19 protein-coding genes are annotated in these 17511 nt (G+C 71.6%); 7 read left to right on the top strand and 12 right to left on the bottom strand.

Features of this window, described 5'->3' with window-relative positions; genetic code table 11:
- Positions 1-16 precede the first annotated feature (16 nt).
- Positions 17-406 (bottom strand): hypothetical protein, encoded by a 390-nt coding sequence (locus tag ACFOX0_RS27565; protein WP_377551366.1) that lies wholly within the window; start codon positions 404-406, stop codon positions 17-19.
- A gap of 168 nt (positions 407-574) precedes the next feature.
- On the opposite strand from ACFOX0_RS27565, the gene ACFOX0_RS27560 reads away from it, so the two are divergent.
- Positions 575-1927 carry an ABC transporter substrate-binding protein gene (locus tag ACFOX0_RS27560; protein ID WP_377551364.1) on the top strand — a complete coding sequence of 451 codons (1353 nt, stop codon included), beginning with the start codon at positions 575-577 and terminating at the stop codon, positions 1925-1927.
- A gap of 113 nt (positions 1928-2040) precedes the next feature.
- Here ACFOX0_RS27560 and ACFOX0_RS27555 read toward each other — a convergent pair whose 3' ends face one another.
- Together ACFOX0_RS27555 and ACFOX0_RS27550 are read right to left on the bottom strand one after the other, a co-directional pair.
- Entirely contained in the window at positions 2041-2778 is a 738-nt protein-coding gene (locus ACFOX0_RS27555; protein ID WP_377551361.1) for an enoyl-CoA hydratase/isomerase family protein, read from the bottom strand.
- Positions 2775-3632 (bottom strand): 3-hydroxyacyl-CoA dehydrogenase family protein, encoded by an 858-nt coding sequence (locus ACFOX0_RS27550; protein WP_377551474.1) that lies wholly within the window; start codon positions 3630-3632, stop codon positions 2775-2777. Before ACFOX0_RS27550 ends, ACFOX0_RS27555 begins: the two co-directional genes overlap by 4 nt.
- Before the next feature lie 182 nt (positions 3633-3814).
- Here ACFOX0_RS27550 and ACFOX0_RS27545 point away from each other — a divergent pair, with 182 nt between their 5' ends.
- Both ACFOX0_RS27545 and ACFOX0_RS27540 read left to right on the top strand, forming a co-directional pair.
- Positions 3815-4087, top strand: a complete 273-nt coding sequence (locus tag ACFOX0_RS27545) for a hypothetical protein (RefSeq protein WP_377551358.1) — start codon at positions 3815-3817, stop codon at positions 4085-4087.
- Positions 4088-4215: 128 nt separating this feature from the next.
- Positions 4216-4857: an acyl-CoA-like ligand-binding transcription factor gene (locus tag ACFOX0_RS27540; RefSeq protein WP_377551355.1), complete on the top strand. Its 642-nt coding sequence runs from the start codon at positions 4216-4218 to the stop codon at positions 4855-4857.
- A gap of 22 nt (positions 4858-4879) precedes the next feature.
- On the opposite strand, the gene ACFOX0_RS27535 is transcribed toward ACFOX0_RS27540, so the two are convergent.
- On the bottom strand, positions 4880-5656 hold the full coding sequence (locus tag ACFOX0_RS27535; protein WP_377551352.1) for a class I SAM-dependent methyltransferase: 777 nt from the start codon (positions 5654-5656) through the stop codon (positions 4880-4882).
- 57 nt (positions 5657-5713) lie between these two features.
- On the opposite strand from ACFOX0_RS27535, the gene ACFOX0_RS27530 reads away from it, so the two are divergent.
- A complete protein-coding gene (locus ACFOX0_RS27530) occupies positions 5714-6097 on the top strand; it encodes a PPOX class F420-dependent oxidoreductase (RefSeq protein ID WP_377551349.1) in 384 nt (127 codons plus the stop codon).
- A 95-nt stretch (positions 6098-6192) separates the two neighbouring features.
- On the opposite strand, the gene ACFOX0_RS27525 is transcribed toward ACFOX0_RS27530, so the two are convergent.
- Complete coding sequence (locus ACFOX0_RS27525) at positions 6193-6402, bottom strand: BldC family transcriptional regulator (protein ID WP_007073996.1); 210 nt, start codon at positions 6400-6402, stop codon at positions 6193-6195.
- 265 nt (positions 6403-6667) lie between these two features.
- Positions 6668-7507, bottom strand: a complete 840-nt coding sequence (locus tag ACFOX0_RS27520) for a hypothetical protein (RefSeq protein WP_377551347.1) — start codon at positions 7505-7507, stop codon at positions 6668-6670.
- Between the two features lie 180 nt (positions 7508-7687).
- On the opposite strand from ACFOX0_RS27520, the gene ACFOX0_RS27515 reads away from it, so the two are divergent.
- Together ACFOX0_RS27515 and ACFOX0_RS27510 are read left to right on the top strand one after the other, a co-directional pair.
- Positions 7688-8767 carry a Glu/Leu/Phe/Val family dehydrogenase gene (locus ACFOX0_RS27515; protein WP_377551345.1) on the top strand — a complete coding sequence of 360 codons (1080 nt, stop codon included), beginning with the start codon at positions 7688-7690 and terminating at the stop codon, positions 8765-8767.
- Between the two features lie 314 nt (positions 8768-9081).
- Positions 9082-9297: a DUF3073 domain-containing protein gene (locus ACFOX0_RS27510; RefSeq protein ID WP_377551342.1), complete on the top strand. Its 216-nt coding sequence runs from the start codon at positions 9082-9084 to the stop codon at positions 9295-9297.
- 189 nt (positions 9298-9486) lie between these two features.
- Here ACFOX0_RS27510 and amcA read toward each other — a convergent pair whose 3' ends face one another.
- From amcA to ACFOX0_RS27485, 5 genes are all read right to left on the bottom strand, one after another.
- The gene (amcA, locus tag ACFOX0_RS27505) at positions 9487-9732 is read right to left on the bottom strand and encodes a multiple cyclophane-containing RiPP AmcA (RefSeq protein WP_377551340.1); all 246 of its coding nucleotides are present in this window, start codon (positions 9730-9732) and stop codon (positions 9487-9489) included.
- Complete coding sequence (amcB, locus tag ACFOX0_RS27500; RefSeq protein WP_377551472.1) at positions 9701-10804, bottom strand: cyclophane-forming radical SAM peptide maturase AmcB; 1104 nt, start codon at positions 10802-10804, stop codon at positions 9701-9703. The genes amcA and amcB overlap by 32 nt, the downstream gene beginning before the upstream one ends.
- 162 nt (positions 10805-10966) lie before the next feature.
- Positions 10967-12133, bottom strand: coding sequence for a phosphoribosylformylglycinamidine cyclo-ligase (gene purM / locus ACFOX0_RS27495; RefSeq protein ID WP_377551338.1), 1167 nt, complete (start codon positions 12131-12133; stop codon positions 10967-10969).
- Between the two features lie 94 nt (positions 12134-12227).
- Entirely contained in the window at positions 12228-13799 is a 1572-nt protein-coding gene (gene purF / locus ACFOX0_RS27490; RefSeq protein ID WP_377551336.1) for an amidophosphoribosyltransferase, read from the bottom strand.
- A 130-nt stretch (positions 13800-13929) separates the two neighbouring features.
- Positions 13930-14310 (bottom strand): sterol carrier family protein, encoded by a 381-nt coding sequence (locus ACFOX0_RS27485; RefSeq protein ID WP_377551334.1) that lies wholly within the window; start codon positions 14308-14310, stop codon positions 13930-13932.
- A gap of 161 nt (positions 14311-14471) precedes the next feature.
- Here ACFOX0_RS27485 and ACFOX0_RS27480 point away from each other — a divergent pair, with 161 nt between their 5' ends.
- Positions 14472-16418: a carboxypeptidase regulatory-like domain-containing protein gene (locus ACFOX0_RS27480; RefSeq protein ID WP_377551331.1), complete on the top strand. Its 1947-nt coding sequence runs from the start codon at positions 14472-14474 to the stop codon at positions 16416-16418.
- An 84-nt stretch (positions 16419-16502) separates the two neighbouring features.
- Here the strand turns inward: ACFOX0_RS27480 and ACFOX0_RS27475 are convergent, their stop codons facing one another.
- The gene (locus ACFOX0_RS27475) at positions 16503-17258 is read right to left on the bottom strand and encodes a 2-phosphosulfolactate phosphatase (protein WP_377551328.1); all 756 of its coding nucleotides are present in this window, start codon (positions 17256-17258) and stop codon (positions 16503-16505) included.
- Positions 17259-17511 lie beyond the last annotated feature (253 nt).

The raw sequence follows: 17511 nt of genomic DNA, 5'->3' as shown, positions 1-17511 counted from the left end.
CGGGAGAGCCGCCGGGTCACGTCCGGCGGTTGCGCAGCGTCGCCACCGCCGAGCCGGCGAGGGTCAGCAGACAGTCGGGCAGTTGCCCGTCGGCCAGGGCCGCACCGAACAACGCCTCGGCGGTGTCGACGTCGGAGTTGGCGTACGCGCTGACGAAGCGGGCCACCCACCGCGCGTCGTAGTCGGCCTCGTCGATTCCCGGAAAGTCCAGTGTGCAACCACCCCGGGAGGCGTTGTCGCCGACCATCGCTGCGGCCAGGCACCAGGCGACGTCGTACGCCCCCACCATGCCCGACCGGTCGAGGACGGCGTCGAAGGTGTCGACCACCGCGTCGCTGTCACCGGCCAGCGCACAGTGCAACACCGCGGTCGCGTCGTCGAGGATCTGCTGCGGAACGTCCGTCACGTGCCAGAGCGTATGCCGCCAGGTCAAGAGACATCTCAAAGTCCGCGGATCCGTCCTGACCTGGCCCTGAACCGGTCGTACGGCCCTGAACAGCGGCCCGGCCATCGCCAGGGTGAGGGCCGGCACGTTAGGGTGCGCACGGACCCTCGGGGAGAGAGGACAGACCCCATGCTCGTATCACGCGGCCCGCGCGGCGTTGCACTGGCCGCCTGCACGGCGCTGCTGTTCACCGTCAGTGCCTGCGGTAACGACACGGCGCAGCCGGAAACACCCATCGCGGTGCGGCTCTACGGCAGCGACGGCAACATGCAGAACGGCTTCGGTAAGGAGTTGAAGGACCAGGCCGGCCTGCTGAACGGCATGAAGGGGACGATCCCGCTCACCCAGCTGCCCCAGAGCTTCAAGAGTCGGATGGTGGCGCTCAACAACAAGCTCACCGACTACCTGTACGCGGGCGAGACCTACGACGCCGTCGTGATCAGCGCGCTCGCGGCACAGTTGGCCGGCTCGACCGCGCCGGCGGACATCGCCGCCCAGATCGACGGGGTCACCAACGGCGGTGAGCGCTGCGAGAGCGCGGCGACGTGCCTGGAGCTGGCCCGGGAGGGCGTCGACATCGAGTACCGCGGGCCGTCCCTCACCCGGGGTGGCTTCACCGACGCCGGCGAGCCGTCCACGGCCAGCTACGCCACCCTGCACTTCAACCTGAACGGGCAGATCGACGACGGCAAGACCGAGTTCGTCGGGGCCGGTGACGAGTCCGCCGCCAGCAAGAAGGCTCCGCCGCCGGCCAAGAAGCAGCAGGGCGGCAAGAACGACAAGAAGGACGGCTCACCGCTGAAGATCGGTGGGCTGCTGCCGCAGACCGGCGACCTGGCGTTCGCCTACCCGCCGATGAAGACCGCCGCCGACCTGGCGATCAAGGACATCAACGCCGCGGGCGGCGCACTGGGCGATCCGGTGCAGTGGGTCGACGGCGACGACGGTACCAACCCGGCGGTCGCGAAGGCGACCGTCGCGAAGCACGTCGGCGCCGGGGTCAGCGTGATCATCGGTGCCGCCGCGTCCGGCATCAGCCGGGCGGTGCTGCCGGACGTGGTGGCCGCCGGTCTGATCATGTTCTCCCCGTCCAACACGGACGCCGGGCTCAGCACGGTCGAGGACAAGGGTCTCTACTTCCGGACCGCCCCGTCGGACATCCTGCAGGGCCGGGCCCTGGCCGACGTGATCCTGCGGGACGGGCCGAAGAAGATCGCCATCGTGGCCCGGAAGGACTCCTATGGCGAGGGTCTGCAGGGCAACGTCCGCTCCGAGCTGGAACGGGTGGGTGTCGGCGGCGACCGGGTGAAGCTGCTGACCTACGACCCGCCGGCCGACTCGAAGGCCCCACCGGTCAACTTCACCGCCGGCGCCGAGGAGATCAGGAACTATGGCGCCGACGCCGTACTGGTCATCGGCTTCGCCGAGTCGACCGAGGTGATCAAGGCGCTCGCCGCGGCCAAGGTGGAGTTCGTGAGCTGACCGACGACGGGCTTCCGTACCGGCCGGGCATCCGCGGGGTGCCCGGCCGGCGTCGTCCCGGCTCACCGCCCGGACCGGCTCACCGTCCGGCAGTGCTCACCGTCCGGCAGTGCTCACCGTCCGGAACGGTCCAGGAACGCGGTCATCCGCCGGCGCTTCTCCTCGTCCTCGAACAGCACCGCCTGGCTGACCAGGTCGAGTTGCGGGTGCGCCGCTGCGGGCGCGTCCACCGCGAGCTTGGTCAGCCGCAGCGCCAGCGGGGACCCCTTGGCGATGTCGTCGAGCAGCTCGTGCGCGGCGCCGAGCAACTCGCCGGGCTCGTCCACCACCCGGTTGACCAGTCCGATGCGCAGCGCCTCGGCGGCGTCCACCCGCCGGCCGGTGAACAGCAGTTCCTTGGCGCGCGCCTCACCCACCAGCGCCGGCAGCCGGTGAGTTGCCCCCGCGCCGGCGATGATGCCGAGCCGTACCTCCGGCTGGCCGAAGAACGCCCGCCCGGTGCAGACCCGCAGGTCACAGGCGTACGACAGCTCGGCGCCGCCACCCAGCGCCGGGCCGTCCACGGCGGCCACGGTGGGCAGCGGCAGTGCCCGGACGCGGGCGAACAACGCCGAGTTGATCGCCGCGAGGGCGTCCGACCGGTCCCGCTCCCGCAACTGGGCGATGTCCGCCCCGGCCGCGAAGATCCCGTCGGTGCCGCCGGTGAGCAGCAGCAACCGGGGCTCGCGCTCCAGCGCGCCGCACAGGTCGTGCAACGCGGTGATCATCTCGGCGTCGATCGCGTTGCGCTTCTCCGGCCGGTCCAGGGTCACCACGACCCGGTCGGCGCGGTGTTCGATCCGCAGGCTCACCGCCGTACGCCGCCTTCCCAGTGGTAGAAGCCCCGGCCCGACTTCTTGCCCAGCCGGCCCTGTTCGACCATCGACTCCAGCAGCGGCGGCGGGGCGAACCGGTCTCCGTAGGCGCGTTGCAGGGTCCGCGCGATGTCCAGCCGGACGTCCAGCCCGACCAGGTCGGTCAACTCCAACGGGCCGACCGGGTGCCGGTAGCCGAGCACCATCGCCTTGTCGATGTCGGCCGGGCTGGCCACCCCGTCGGCGACCATCCGGATCGCCTCCAGCCCGAGCGTCACCCCCAGCCGCGAGGTGGCGAAGCCGGGCAGGTCGCGGACCACGATCGGATCCTTGCCGAGCCGGCCGGCGAGGGCGACCGCAGCCCCGGTGGTCTCCTCGGTGGTGGCCGGCCCGACCACCACCTCGATCAGCGCCATCGCCCAGACCGGGTTGAAGAAGTGCAACCCCACGAACCGTTCCGGTCGGGCCAGGCCGGTCGCCAGCTCGGCGATGGGGATGCTGGAGGTGTTGCTGGCCAGCAGGGCGGGCCGCAGCGCCTCGGCGGCGGCCAGCACGGTCCGCTTCAGGTCCGCACGCTCGGGCACGGCCTCGACGACCACGTCCGGGCCGTCGGCCACCGCGGCCAGGTCGGTCCGGACCACCACCCGGGTACGACTCTCCGCCGCCTCGCCCGGCGTCAGCTTCCCGCGCCGGACGGCCTTGTCCCACAGCCCGTCGAGCGTCACCGCGGCCGATTCGGCGCGGGCCACGTCGACCTCGACCAGGTCGACCCCGTACCCGGCACCGGCCGCCACGTACGCGATGCCGAGGCCCATGGTGCCGGCGCCGACGACGACGAACCGCTCGCCCACCATCGGCATTCCGCTTCGCTCGTTCATGCCGCCGACCCTATGCAGCGGCCCGCGCACCTGTTTGCATGGGTCCCGGGTCGGCCGTCGGGACGCGTGTTCCCGGTGCGGCCGCACCGGGTAGTAAGCAACGCCTGCCAAACCTTCCGCCAACGATCAGACCCCCCGCAGAGAAAGGCCAGCCGATGACCGAGGCACCGGAGTCCCAGGAGACCGTCGAGACCCGTGGCGACGAGCGCGTCGACCTGATCCGGATGGACACCAACAACGACGGCAAGACCGACGTGTGGGTGACCGACACCGACGGGGACGGCAAGGCCGACCTGTTCCAGTTCGACACCGACGGCGACGGCAAGGTCGACATCACGATGGTGGACATCGACGAGGACGGCACTCCGGACGAGGTGGTCGACGGGGACGGCGGACTACCGCCGGCTCCGCTGCCGCCGACCGCCTGAACCCCGTACGGTCGCGTGCCCGGTCGGTCGCGCAGCCGGCCGACCGGGCGGTCGGCCGGCGTGCGCGCACCGTCACATCGGGTGCCCGACCGGTACGGCCGGGCGTCGCCCCGTGAGACGATGACCAGGTGACGACGTCCGAGATCGGCGTCTCCGTCGAGTTGCCCACCAGCCGCCGGGAACGCAAGAAGCAGGAGACCCGGGCGGCGCTGGAGCGGGCGGCGCTGCGCCTGTTCGCGGAGAAGGGGTACGAACACACCACCGTCGAGGAGATCGCGGAGACCGCCGACGTCGCCGTCCGCACCTTCTTCCGGTACTTCTCGTCCAAGCAGCACGTGCTCTTCGGTGACGTGGCGCACCAGCGGATCAACCACCTGCGCGCCGCGTTGGCCGCCAGTCCGCCCGACGAGTCACCGTTGTTGGCCGTCGGCGCGGTGCTGGACGCGCTCGACTTCGACCAGGACGAGCAGGTGCAGATCATCACCCGGCTCCGGCTGATGGACCGCCAGCCGTCGCTGACGGGCATGTACCTGTTGCTCAACAACGAGCTGCGCCAGGTCTTCCAGGATTTCGTCGCCGAACGCACCGGGCTGCCCGCCACCGACCCGTACCCGTTGCTGGTCGCCACGGCCGCCGTCTCCTCCTGGGACGTGGCGTTGCAGGCCTGGTCGGCCGGCGACGGCACCGGCTCGCTGGCCGCGCTGCGCCGGCGCGCGTTCGCCGCGCTGACCGCCGGCATTCCCGCCGAACCGCCGTTCCCGTCCGGCTGACCGGTCGGGTCAGCCGGACCCGTCAGGCCAGCCGCAGGGTCGCCAGGTAGTACGGGGCGTCGGCGGTGTCCACGTCGGTCAGCCGCCACGGGGTGCCGTGCACCAGCTCGGCGAGTTCCTCCGGCGTGCAGACCAGGTAGTCGAACCAGTCGGTGCCCAGTTCCCGGTAGCGCAGCCGCAACCGCAACTGGCCGCCGAGCCGGCCCCGGCGCCGGTTCGACTCGTGGTAGCCGACGTGCACCGGATCGGTCGTGCCGTACGGGTCGGTGCCGTGCGCGATGATCCGGGCGCCCGGCCGGGCCAGCGCCGCCAGCGCGCCGAGGAACCCGGCGGCCCGGTGCCGCCCCTCGATCAGTCCCAGGTTGTTGCCGAGCAACAACAGGGTGTCGTACCGCCGGTCGCCGGTCGCGTGCTCGTCGACGGTGCCGAGCACCAGATCGCGTACGCCGCGCCGACGGCACACCGCGAGCGCGCCCGGCGACACGTCCAGGCCGGTCACCGGCACCCCGCGCGCCTGCAGGTGCAGCGCGATCCGGCCACCGCCGACACCGATGTCGAGGACGCTGCCGGTCACCCGGTCCACGGCCCGATGGTCGTACGGCTGCCAGTCGTCCGGGCCGGCGAGGTAGTGCGCGGCCGGCGCCCCGTTGATCAGTCCGTCGTCCCGTTCGATGATCTCGATGACCGGTCGGGGCAGCCGGCCACCGACCAACGGGCGCGGCCCGATCCCGGTCTCGACGGCGTACGCGTCCCGCAGCAGTTCACCGAACACGTCGCCGATCCGCGGCTCTCCCAGCATGCGGCAGACGCTATCCGGCGGTGCCACCGGGCGCGCACCGGCCGTACCCTGGTCCGCATGTCCGACCTCGATCGACTCGGCGCCGGGAAGTACCTTCTCCTCACCACGTACCGCCGGGACGGTCGGGCGGTGGCCACGCCGGTCTGGGTGGTACGCGAGGGTGCGGCACTGATGGCCTGGTCCGCCGCGGACGCCGGCAAGGTCAAGCGGATCCGCCGGGACGGCCGGGTGAGCGTGGCCGCCTGCGACGTGCGGGGCCGGCCGCTCGGCGACCCGCCGGTGGAGGGTCGGGCGGCGATCTGCGATCCGGAGACCACCGAGCGGGCCCGCGCGCTGCTGCGCCGCAAGTACGGCCTGATCGGCCGGCTGACCCTGCTGGGCAGCCGGCTGCGGCGCGGATCCGCCGGCACGGTGGGGATCCGGATCGAGCTGACCGACTGACCCGCGCCGAGACGGACCGGCGGGCACGGATCAGGGGCGGAGCCGCCCGGTCGTCCGGGTTGCTCCGCCCCTGATCTAACGTATTGCTGCGGTGCTCAGTCGCCTTGACGCTGCTGGGGAATCTGCCCCTGCAGCAGAGCGCGAACCTCCGACTCGCGATAGCGGCGGTGGCCGCCCAGCGTGCGAATGGCGCTCAGCTTGCCCGCCTTCGCCCACCGGGTCACGGTCTTCGGGTCGACGCGGAACATCGACGCCACCTCGGCCGGTGTGAGTAGCGGCTCAGGTTCGTGCGTACGCGATGCCATCGGTCACTCCTCCACAGGTACCTATAGACATCGGCCGGGGTCCCGCCGGCCGACGCGTCTCCCATGGTCCGGCTAGTCCCCGATGTCCGACATGGGCCGAACGGCCGAACGTCCCTGGATAGACGGATGAACTAAGACCGATTTATGGCTATTTTGTACGCCACAACCGGCCTTATTCGGACTCATGATCGCGTTTGGTGACCCGGTGGCTACGAGCAGGCCTCGCCTTGGAAACGTTCCCAGAGGCTGGAACGGCAGGTCTGCCCTAATTGCACCGCTCCAGCAACTGGACCGCCCGCCAGCGAGCGACCAGCTTCTCGTAGGCCTCGGTGGCGGCCTCGGCGTCGCCCCGGGAAAGCCCGGCCAGCCCGGTCGCGACCAGCTCCGGGGAGTCGTCCTCGGCCAGCGCATCGTCCGACAACAGGTCGACCAGACCGCCGTAGTCCAGCTCCAGCACCGAGCGCGGGTGGAACTCCTCCAGCCACCGCGCGCCCTCCTCCACCGCCTCGGTGATCGGCGCGTCGCCCACCGACTTGCGCAGCACGGCCAGGCCGCGGGAGGCCCGCCGCCGGGCCTTGGAGATCTCGGTGCGGTAGCGCAGCACCCGCCGGTCCGGTCGGGTGGTCAGCTCCCGCTCCTCGGCGGCCACGAAGACGAACCACCGCAGCGGTACGCCCCAGGTGGAGACCTGCTCGTGCAGCCTGGGCACGCCGTGTTCGAGCACCCGGGCGCCGCTGCGCCAGTCCTCCACCACCGCCTTGGCCTGTCCGGCCAGCACCGGCGGCACGAACGCGTCGGCCAGCACCGAGGGCACCCCGTCCCGGGCACTGAGCGCCGCCTCGGCCACCCGGATCCGCAGGTTCCACGGGCAGACCAGCAGCGTCTCGTCCGCCTCCAGGACGTACGCCTCCTCGGGCAGGTCGGGCAGCCGGGTCCAGCCGGCGCCGAGGGCCTCGATCACCGACGTACGTTGCCGGCCGGGACCTTCGGAGGGGGCGATCGGCCGCCCTTCGGTGACGTACTGCCGCCAGTAGACCTGACGGTCCCGGTCGAAGGCGGCCAGGGGCTCGTACACCCGCAGGTAGGAAGCGAAAAGCGACGGCACGGCGCGATCCTCCCACGAAACGGATGCCACCTCCCAGCAGCGGGTCCGATCATCTGGGATCGACAGGTGCGTGGCAGCCGGTCGCGAACGATCGAGACTAGGCTCACCAGCACCGGCAGGACCCCGCCGGCCAGACGCAGGTCCGCACCCCACAAGGGCGCATCCAAAACAGGAGCAGCCATGGGCGTTTTCGCCAACACCGACGCACCCGCCACCGGGCATGAGCAGGTCGTCTTCTGCCAGGACAAGCACTCCGGCCTGAAGGCGATCATCGGCATCTACTCGACCGCGCTCGGTCCGGCACTCGGCGGCACCCGGTTCTACCCGTACGCGACCGAAGAGGACGCGCTGCACGACGTCCTCGACCTGTCCCGGGGGATGGCCTACAAGAACGCGCTCGCCGATCTGGACCTCGGCGGCGGCAAGGCGGTCATCTGGGGCGACCCGGAGCAGATCAAGAGCGAGGCGCTGCTGCGCGCGTACGGCCGGTTCGTGCAGTCGCTGGGCGGCCGGTACTACACCGCCTGCGACGTGGGCACGTACGTGCAGGACATGGACGTGATCGCCCGCGAGACCCGGTACGTCACCGGCCGCAGCGTGGAGCACGGCGGGGCCGGTGACTCGTCGATCCTGACCGCCTGGGGCGTGTTCCAGGGCATGCGGGCGGCGGCCGAGCACCTCTGGGGCTCCCCCACCCTGTCCGGCCGCCGGGTCGGCGTCGCCGGTCTGGGCAAGGTCGGCAAGCACCTGACCGCCCACCTGCTCGCCGACGGCGCCGCGGTGGTGGCCACCGACGTCAACGAGCGGGCGGTGGACTGGGTCCGGAGCAACCACCCCGAGGTCGACCTCGTGCAGGACGCCACCGCGCTGGTCGCCGCCGACATCGACGTCTACGCGCCGTGTGCGCTCGGCGGCGCCCTCAACGACGACACGGTCCCGGCCCTGCGCGCCAAGATCGTCGCCGGGGCGGCCAACAACCAGCTGGCCCACCCGGGCATCGAGAAGCTGCTGGCCGAGCGGGGCGTGCTCTACGCGCCGGACTACGTGGTCAACGCCGGCGGCGTGATCCAGGTCGCGGACGAGATCGAGGGCTTCAACTTCGAGCGGGCCAAGCTGCGGGCCACCCGGATCTTCGACACCACCCGGCAGATCCTCCGGCTGGCCGACGCCGAGGGTGTGCCGCCGGCGGTCGCCGCCGACCGGCTGGCCGAGCGGCGGATGGCCGAGGTGGGGCGGCTCCGGACGATCCGGCTGAGCTGAGCCGCACCGACGCTGATCAAGGGCTCTTCGCGGTGGTTTGGGTCATTTACGACGGAAGAGTCCTTGATCGCGTCGATCACCGGCACCGGCGGGTGCCCGGACCGGCGCGGACAGGTAACGGTTGATTGGCGAACAGTTCGTTACCGGCTACAATCTGTTACGACCGGGCGCCGCGAAACGCGGACGCGCGGTCGACCGGAACCCGAGGTGCCGAACCGGGGCCTCCCCATGTACCGTAAGAGCCACGAGAGATGCCTAACGTCATCGGGGCCCGCCTTTGGGCTGCCCCGAATTCTGTGCGAGGGGGTCGAGCCATGGGGCGCGGCCGTGCTAAGGCCAAGCAGACAAAGGTGGCCCGGGAGTTGAAGTACCACTCCCCGAACACCGACCTCGCCGCCTTGCAGCGAGAACTCGGCGGCAGCGGCAAGTCGGACCACGACTTCGACGACGACTACAAAGAGTATGTCGACGACGATGACGAGGATCATGATGAGGACGGCCCAGGACACTGGGCTCCTCCGGCCCGCTGACCTCAGGCATATTTGAGCACGCGGTAACACCCGCGTGCTCACGCATGTCCGAGTGGTGCGACGCGCACCGTCGAACCGTCTTACATCCCCGAAGCGAGGTCAGGGACCTGACCGGGGTGGATCGTCCGATTCCACCTGGCACGGCAGGTCCCTGAGCTCACTCCACGCCTCATGCTGCGGGCGATCCGGTCAGCGCGGCCGGTTGTTCCAGTTGTAGAACGTCGGGATGTTCTCGAAGTGGTTCCAGGCACACACCGCCGTGCCGTCACCGGTCGCCTCGGCCCGATGCCGGCGCGCGTCGTCGGCCTCGCGCAGCAGCGCCTCGAATCCGGTCCTGGCCCCGCGCACGCGCGCGGCCACGTGATTGCCGGTGGACTCCTCGACGTCGATCCCGTACGGGCGGTCAGGCCACTGTCGGCTGGTGGTCTCGGGCATGCGCCAACACTCCCTCCAATAGGCGGATCTTGCTGTTCCGGCAGTGGTCGGTCTCCGTACCGTCGAACCGCCCGTGCTCGAAGTACCGGTTGGCCGCGTGGCCACCTCCGCAGAAGCTGAAATACGGACACTTCACCCGGCACGCCTGCACCCCGGCCAGGAACTCGGCCACCCAGGGCGTGCCACCGGGACGGGCCAGGATCTGCGCCAGCCCGTCGGTCAGCACGTTGCCGCTGCTGAAGTCGCCGTAGCGCGGGTCGGAGAAACCGGCCAGCTCGGGTGAGAGCAGGACCACCGAACCGTCGTGACCGACGGTCGGGATCGGATCCAGGTGACGCGGCAGCAGGTCGTCCTCGGTGCCGTCCAGCACGGCGGCGGCGTACCGCAGGCTCCACTCGATTTCCCGGAGATGGATCCGCGGGTCGCTGCGCCAGGCCGCGGTCAACTCCGACCAGAACGCGGTCACGGCCGGCGCCGGATGGCGGTTCCCCCGGGTGTTCACCCCCTCCATCTCCTCGATGTTCAGCCCGAGCACGTCGCAGCCAAGGTCGAGAAAGTAGGAATAGAGCTCGGCCGCCAGGCCGGGCTCCGGCCGGGACACCACGCAGAGCGCGGAGAAGCCGATCCCGTGCCGCCGCAGCGCCTCCACCCCCCGCAGGACCCGGTCGTACGACGGGTGGCCACCCCGGGTCACCCGGGCGTCGTTGCGCTCCCGGGGCCCGTCGACGCTGACGCTCACCCGGATCCGGTGCTCGGTGAAGAAGTCGCACCAGTCGTCGTCGATCAGGGTCGCGTTGGTCTGCACGTGGTGCTCGACCGCGTCGTCGAACGGGGCGACCAGCGCGGCCAGATGCTCCCGCCCCGCCGCCAACGGCTCGCCACCGTGCCAGACCACCGAGAACCGGCCGGCACCGGCCCACCGGTTCACCGGGCCGGCCACCGCCTCGGCGACCTCGACCGGCATCCGCCGGTCGACCGCCCGCAGCGGCAGGTAACAGTACGCGCAGTCGAGGTTGCACAGGGTGGTCGGCTGCATCACGACGTACGACGGCACGTCGGCGATGCCCCGCATCCCGGCAGGCTCGTACGCCTCCGGACGCACCTGCGCCGCGGAACGTGCCGAACGGACAACCGCCATCGGACCTTCCCCCGTGCCTCGGTTCTCTCCAGGCTAGGTGGCGACGGCTATCCGGGTGAAGTCCGAAGGGGTAGGAAAATGATCAACAGATTGCGATCAACCCCGGGTGTGCTGACCGATCATCTGGACCGTTCCGGTGCCCTCGATGATCTCGCCGGCCTGCCACGCGTCCACGCCGCGACCGGTGAGAGTCGCCAACGCCCGGTCGGCGTCCTCGGCCGACACGACGGCGAACATGCCGACCCCCATGTTGAAGGTCGACTCCATCTCGTGGTCCTCGATCCGACCCTTGGCCTGGATCAGGTCGAAAATCGGCTGCGGCTTCCACGTCGCCCGGTTGACCACCGCGTCGACGTTCTCGGGCAGGACCCGCACCAGGTTGCCCGGGATCCCGCCGCCGGTGACGTGGGCGAGCGCCCGGACCTCGGCCTCGGCGATCAGCTTGAGGCAGTGCTGGGCGTAGATCTCGGTCGGGGTCAGCAGTTCCTCACCGAGGGTGCGCTGGTCGCCGAAATCCTCGATCACCGTGTCCAGCCGCATCCGTCCCGCACCGAGCAGCACGTGCCGGACCAGGGAGTAACCGTTGGAGTGCAGCCCGGACGAGCGCATCGCGATGACCACGTCACCGACCTCGACCCGCTCCGGGCTGAGCAGCTCGCTCTCCTCGACCACACCGACGCCGGTGGCCGACACGTCGTACTCGTCGGGACGCAGCACACCCGGGTGCTCGGCCGTCTCGCCGCCCAGCAGCGCACAGCCGGCGTACCGGCAACCGTCGGCGATGCCCGCGCCGATCTCGGCGACCTTGTCCGGCACCACCTCGCCGCAGGCGATGTAGTCCAGCAGGAAGAGCGGCTCGGCACCGCACGCCACCAGGTCGTCCACGACCATCGCCACCAGGTCGATGCCGACCGTGTCGTGGATGTTGAGCTGTTGGGCGATCACCAGCTTGGTGCCCACCCCGTCGGTGGACGAGGCCAGGATCGGATTGCGGTACTTCTTGGTGTCCAGCCGGAACAACCCGGCGAAGCCGCCGAGGTCGCCCAGCACCTCCGGTCGTCGGGTGCCGCGCACCTTCGACTTGAGCAGCTCCACGGCCCGGTCGCCGGCGTCGATCGAGACGCCCGCGTCCGCGTACGACACGCTGCGCTTACGGCCGGTTCGACCCGTTCCCGCGGTCCAGGGCCGGCGGTCGCCGCCTCCGGAACCCTGACCACCGGTCGGGCCGCCTCCTGCGCCACTGCGCTCGGTCACGTGCGTCACGGTTCTCCCCTTTGGTTCTCGCGGACGGCCGGTCGGGTAGCGGTCGGGGGTGGCCCGACACTCGGGGCTGCCACTGCTGGCCGGGCGGTCGGTGCTATTGACGGTGCGGTGCCTCGACGCCGCCGGGAGTGGCGACGAGCGGCCGGGTCGCGGTGCCGGACCGGTCGGTCCCGGCGCCGCCCTCTCCGGATCGGGCGGCCGGGTCGGTGACCCGGCGACCCACCCCTTCGAGCACGTGCTTGCCGATCAGGTTGCCAGCCGGAAGCTCGATCGGATACTCCCCGTCGAAGCACGCCCGACACAACCGGGTCTTCGGTTGTTCGGTGGCCGCGATCAGCCCGCCGAGCGAGACGTAGCCCAGCGTGTCGGCGCCGATGGAGCGCCGGACGCCCTCGTTGTCCAACCCGTGGGCCAGCAACTCGGCACGGGTGGCGAAGTCGATGCCGTAGAAACACGGCCAGCTGACCGGCGGCGAGGAGATGCGTACGTGCACCTCCAACGCCCCGGCCTCCCGCAGCATCCGGACGATCGCCCGCTGGGTGTTGCCCCGCACGATCGAGTCGTCCACCACGACCAGCCGCTTGCCCCGCACGTTTTCCCGCAGCGGGTTCAACTTGAGCCGGATGCCGAGTTGACGCAGCGTCTGGGACGGCTGGATGAAGGTGCGCCCGACGTACCCGTTCTTCAGCAGGCCGGCGCCGTAGGTGATGCCCGACGCCTCGGCGTAACCGATCGCGGCGGGCGTACCGGACTCCGGCACCGGGATCACCAGGTCGGCCTCCACCGGGTGCTCCTTGGCCAGTTGCCGGCCGATGGCCACCCGGGCGGCGTGGATGTTCCGGCCGGCGATGGTGGTGTCCGGCCGGGCGATGTACACGTACTCGAAGAGGCAGCCCTTCGGCTCCGGAGCGGCGAACCGGACGGACCGCAGGCCGTTCTCGTCGATCGCCAGCAACTCGCCCGGCTCCACCTCGCGGACCACGCTGGCGCCGACGATGTCCAACGCGGCGGTCTCGCTCGCCACCACCCAGCCGCGCTCCAACCGGCCCAGCACCAGCGGCCGTACGCCGTGCGGATCGCGCGCCGCGTAGAGGGTGTGCTCATCCATGAAGACGAAGCTGAACGCCCCGCGCAGCATCGGCAGCACCTCGACCGCCGCCGCCTCGACCGACAGGTCCGGCCGGCTGGCCAGCAGCGCCGTCACCAGCGCGGTGTCCGAGGTGGAACCGTCCGACTCGACGTCCCGCTCGGTGACCTCCTGGGCGAGTTCGGCCGTGTTGACCAAATTTCCGTTGTGCGCCAACGCGATCGTGGTGCCGGCATTGGTGGCCCGGATGGTCGGTTGGGCGTTTTCCCACGTCGATGCACCGGTGGTGGAGTAGCGGGCGTGCCCGATGGCGAGATGCCCGCGCAGGCTGGCCAGGGTCGGCTCGTCGAAAACCTGCGCCACCAGGCCGAGGTCCTTGAAGACCACCACGCCCGTACCGTCGCTGACGGCGATGCCGGCCGCCTCCTGCCCCCGGTGCTGCAGAGCGTAGAGACCGAAATAGGTGAGCTTGGCCACATCCTCGCCGGGCGCCCAGACACCGAACACGCCACACGCGTCCTGCGGGCCGGGCCGTTCGGGATCAAGGTCGTGGTTCAAGCGGCCGTCGCCTCGGGGCACCTGACGCTCCCTCTGCTGATCAACCCGGCCGTCGAGTCGCGGGATGGGTAGTGCTCGACACCGGGACCACCGTCGCCGTCAGTGTACGCGAACACCGGGCGGCACCTGGTGTGAGCCGACGGCCGCCACGTCACCGGTCGTCGATCCGGTCCAGCTCCGGCAGCGGCAGGTAGGCGGACAGGTCGGCCCGGTTCCCACTGGCCGACACCCGACCGGCAGCCAGCGCGTCGGCCCAGCTCAGCCGCCCGGTGACCAGCTCGACCCAGGTCACCGGATCCAGCTGGACCACGTTCGGCGGGTTGCCCCGGGTGTGCCGGGGACCGGCCACGCATTGAACTGCGCCATAAGGTGGGACGCGGACCTCCACCGTTCGGCCGGGTACCCGCCGGGCGAACTCGGTCAACAAGGCCCGGACCGCAGCCCGCAACGCGTCGGCCTGGGGAGTCCGGCCGTCGTCGAGCGCCGCGATCACCGCGGCCACCGCCGCGGACTTACTGTACGGAGAGGACACGACGGGACGATACGACCCGTCGTGTTGACGACGGCCGCTGCCCCTGGGTCGCGCAGATCCGGCCAGACAAGGCATAGTTGCCGACGGTGTATTCGTACGGTGGCAACTCGATCCGGTCTCCACGTATCGACCGGACAGGTCAGACCCGGAAGGCGGTGGCCGTGACAACACACCGACATGCCTGGCTGCAGCGGGCCGGTGTGGTCGTGGCGCTGGCGACCAGTGCCCTGCTCGCTCTGCCGGCCGTGGCCGCATCGGCCCAGCCCCGCATCGACGTCTCGCCCGGCTCGGTGACGCTCCAGGCCGGCAGCGACGCGACGGTGACGGTGCGGATCAACGGCAGTGCCGGCGACGGGCCGGTCACGATCAGCCTCACCGGCCTGCCGAACGGGGTGAGCTGCGCCAGCGGCTGTGGGACCGTCCCGCCGAACGTGGGCACCACCACCCAGTTGCTGACCCTCAAGGCGGCAGCGAACGCGCCGGACGCGAACTCGCGCGTGACGGTGCGCGCCGAGGCCAACCCCGGCGGGCCGGACACCGGCGACTTCACCCTGATCGTCAAGGGTGCGGCGCCGCCGGAGGCCCAGACGGTCAAGGAGGTCTCCGGGCGGGTCGTCGACGCCGCGACCGGCGACCCGGTCGCCGACGCGGACGTGGGCCTGCAGGACTCGGCCGGGCACAACTACCCGGCCAGGACCAACAGCAACGGCGCCTACCGGTTCACCGGTTCGAGCGGCCAGCCGATCGCCCCGGGCCAGATCAGGATCGGCGCGGCGAAGGGCAACGTCACCAACACGAAGACCGTCTCCGCCAACGCGGGGCAGGTGCTGAACAACCAGAAGATCACCCTGAAGCTCACCGCGGCCACCCCGAGCGCCACCCCGTCGGCGTCGGAGCCGCCGACCGAGGAGCCGCCCGAGACGCCGGGTGACGCCAACGAGACGCCCGGCGACGCCACCGGCCAGCCGGCCGCGAGCGACAAGAAGTCGGACGAGGGCGGATTCAGTTCCTGGCTGCTGATCATCGTCGGCGGTCTGCTCGTCGCCCTGGGTGTCGGGGCCATCGTGCTGCTGGTGATGCGCCGCAAGGAGAACAACGACGACGAGCCGGACGGCCCGGGAGCCGGCGCCGGTGGCCCGCGTGGCGCCGTACCGCCGGGCGGCGGGGGTTACGGCGGCGACGCGACCCGGGTGGCCAACCGGGCCGGCATGGGCCCCGATCCGACGATGGTCGGCGGCGCGGCCCTCGCCGACGCCCCGACGATGATGCACAACCAGCCCCTGGTCGACGAGTTCCCCGACCCGTACGGCGCGCCGCTGCCCAACCAGCGACCGGGCTACGGCGCCGCCGGGGGCCAGGACTGGGCCGGCGACGGTTACGGCCCGTCCGCCGACGCACCCACCCAGATCGCCGGATACGGCGCCGACGGCTACGGCAACGCGCCGGGCTCGGGTGCCGGCTACGGCGGCAACGCGCCGGGCTCCGGTGCCGGCTACGGCGGCAACGCGCCGTCGTCCGGCAGCGGATACGACAACCGGCCCGGCTCCGGCGCGGGCTACGGCGGCCGGGACTACAACTCGGCCGGTGCCCCTGGTTACCCGACCCGCGGGACGGGCGGCTACGACCAGCGGTACGACGAGCCGACCGGCCGCTACACCGGCGGCGGGGGCGCGGGTGGCGACGACTACGGTCAGCCGGCCGACCCGTACGAGACGGGCGCCTACCAGCCGTCCGGCGGTGGCTACGGTGGCGGGCAACAGCAGCCCGGTTACGACCAGGGTCAGCGGGGCGGCTACGACCAGCGCGGCGGCTACGACGACCGGAACGCGGGCGGCGGCTACGAAGCCGGCGACGGTTACGGCGCGGGCGGCTACGACCAGCAGGGCTACGGCGGCCAGCAGGGCGGCTACGGTCAGCGCGACGAGGGCTACGACCAGCGTGACGGCTACGGCGGCCAGTCGGGTTACGACCAGGGCCAGCGGGGCGGCTACGACCAGGGTCAGCAGGGTTACGGCGACCGGGACGGCGGCGGGCACACCCGCCAGGAACGACCGGAGCAGGCCAACCGGGGCAACAACCGCCGGTCCCTGGACTGGTTGGACGACTGACCTCGACGAACCTGCCCGCGGCGCCCCCGATCCCGTCTCCGGACGGACGGGGGCGCTGTCGTTCCGCCCGGCCGGCGAGGCCGGTCAGGCCGGGGTGAACACGCCGTTGCGCAGCAGGGGGACGGTACGGGAGGCACCCACCTGGGTCGCGATCTCGACGTCTGCGGCGAAACCCCGGTCGGCCAGTTCCCGGCCCGAGACACCACCGCGGACCGCCGGCACCACGCTCGGCACGCCGGCGAGGGCGGCGAGCGCCACCGCCGCCTCCACCGACAGGCCGCCGGTGGCGACGGCCAGCGCGTCGAGCACCAGGGCCGCACCGAGCTGATCCTCCACGCACGGTCGCAGCGTCCCGTCGCTCCACCGTTCCCCGGATGCGACGACACCGATCGGCGTGTCGGCGGAGCCGTACCCCTGGCGGAGCAGCCACCGTCCAACGGCGGCCGCGTTGCGCAGGCCGGCCGCCAGCACCGGTAGTCCGGTGGCGCTGGCGGCGGCGCAGATCGTGGCTCCGTTCGGCGACGGCAACACCAGGTCGGGGACGACCGGCGCGGCCCACAACGCCGCCGGGGACAGCGACCACGGATGGTCGGCGGTCACCGCGTTCCGCCCGACCGCGGCGACGGCCCCGACCCGCAGGGCGTACTCGGCGGCCTGTGCGCCCCACGGGAACGGGTGCACCCGGATCCCCCGGCCCACCGCGACGTCGACCGCGGTGGTGAAGGACAGGACGTCGACGACCACCAGGGCGGCGCAGACCCGGCCGAGTTCCGCCGCACCGGCCGGACCCCAGTCGAACCGGACGCCGGCTCCGGGCTGAGCGAAGACGTCCTCGGTCAAGGCGTCAGTCCGGATCTCGATCGGACGCGGCGTCGGTGCCGGTACCGGCGTCGGTGCCGGTACCGGCGTCGGTGCCGGACGATGGGACGGGCTTCGCCGGGTCGTCCGACGATCCCACCGTGCCCGGCGCGGCCGACGCCACGGCTCCGGCCTCGCCGGTCGGCTCCACCGGTTCGGCCCCGCCGGTCGGCTCGACCGACCCGGGCCCACCGGTGGGCACCGCGGTTCCGGCTTCGCCGGATGCCGCCGGCTC

Source organism: Micromonospora zhanjiangensis (genome assembly GCF_042650605.1).
Taxonomy (GTDB): domain Bacteria; phylum Actinomycetota; class Actinomycetes; order Mycobacteriales; family Micromonosporaceae; genus Micromonospora_J; species Micromonospora_J zhanjiangensis.
Note: the sequence above shows the minus strand (reverse complement) of the source record. Positions and strands in the feature narration are given on the sequence as shown.

What these genes read in the sequence shown, in the direction of transcription:
- ACFOX0_RS27560 (WP_377551364.1), top strand. Translation starts at nt 575, where the DNA reads ATGCTCGTATCACGCGGCCCGCGCGGCGTTGCACTGGCCGCCTGCACG.
- ACFOX0_RS27545 (WP_377551358.1), top strand. Translation starts at nt 3,815, where the DNA reads ATGACCGAGGCACCGGAGTCCCAGGAGACCGTCGAGACCCGTGGCGAC.
- ACFOX0_RS27535 (WP_377551352.1), bottom strand. Translation starts at nt 5,656, where the DNA reads ATGCTGGGAGAGCCGCGGATCGGCGACGTGTTCGGTGAACTGCTGCGG.
- ACFOX0_RS27530 (WP_377551349.1), top strand. Translation starts at nt 5,714, where the DNA reads ATGTCCGACCTCGATCGACTCGGCGCCGGGAAGTACCTTCTCCTCACC.
- ACFOX0_RS27525 (WP_007073996.1), bottom strand. Translation starts at nt 6,402, where the DNA reads ATGGCATCGCGTACGCACGAACCTGAGCCGCTACTCACACCGGCCGAG.
- ACFOX0_RS27515 (WP_377551345.1), top strand. Translation starts at nt 7,688, where the DNA reads ATGGGCGTTTTCGCCAACACCGACGCACCCGCCACCGGGCATGAGCAG.
- ACFOX0_RS27510 (WP_377551342.1), top strand. Translation starts at nt 9,082, where the DNA reads ATGGGGCGCGGCCGTGCTAAGGCCAAGCAGACAAAGGTGGCCCGGGAG.
- amcA (WP_377551340.1), bottom strand. Translation starts at nt 9,732, where the DNA reads ATGCCCGAGACCACCAGCCGACAGTGGCCTGACCGCCCGTACGGGATC.
- amcB (WP_377551472.1), bottom strand. Translation starts at nt 10,804, where the DNA reads ATGCGGGGCATCGCCGACGTGCCGTCGTACGTCGTGATGCAGCCGACC.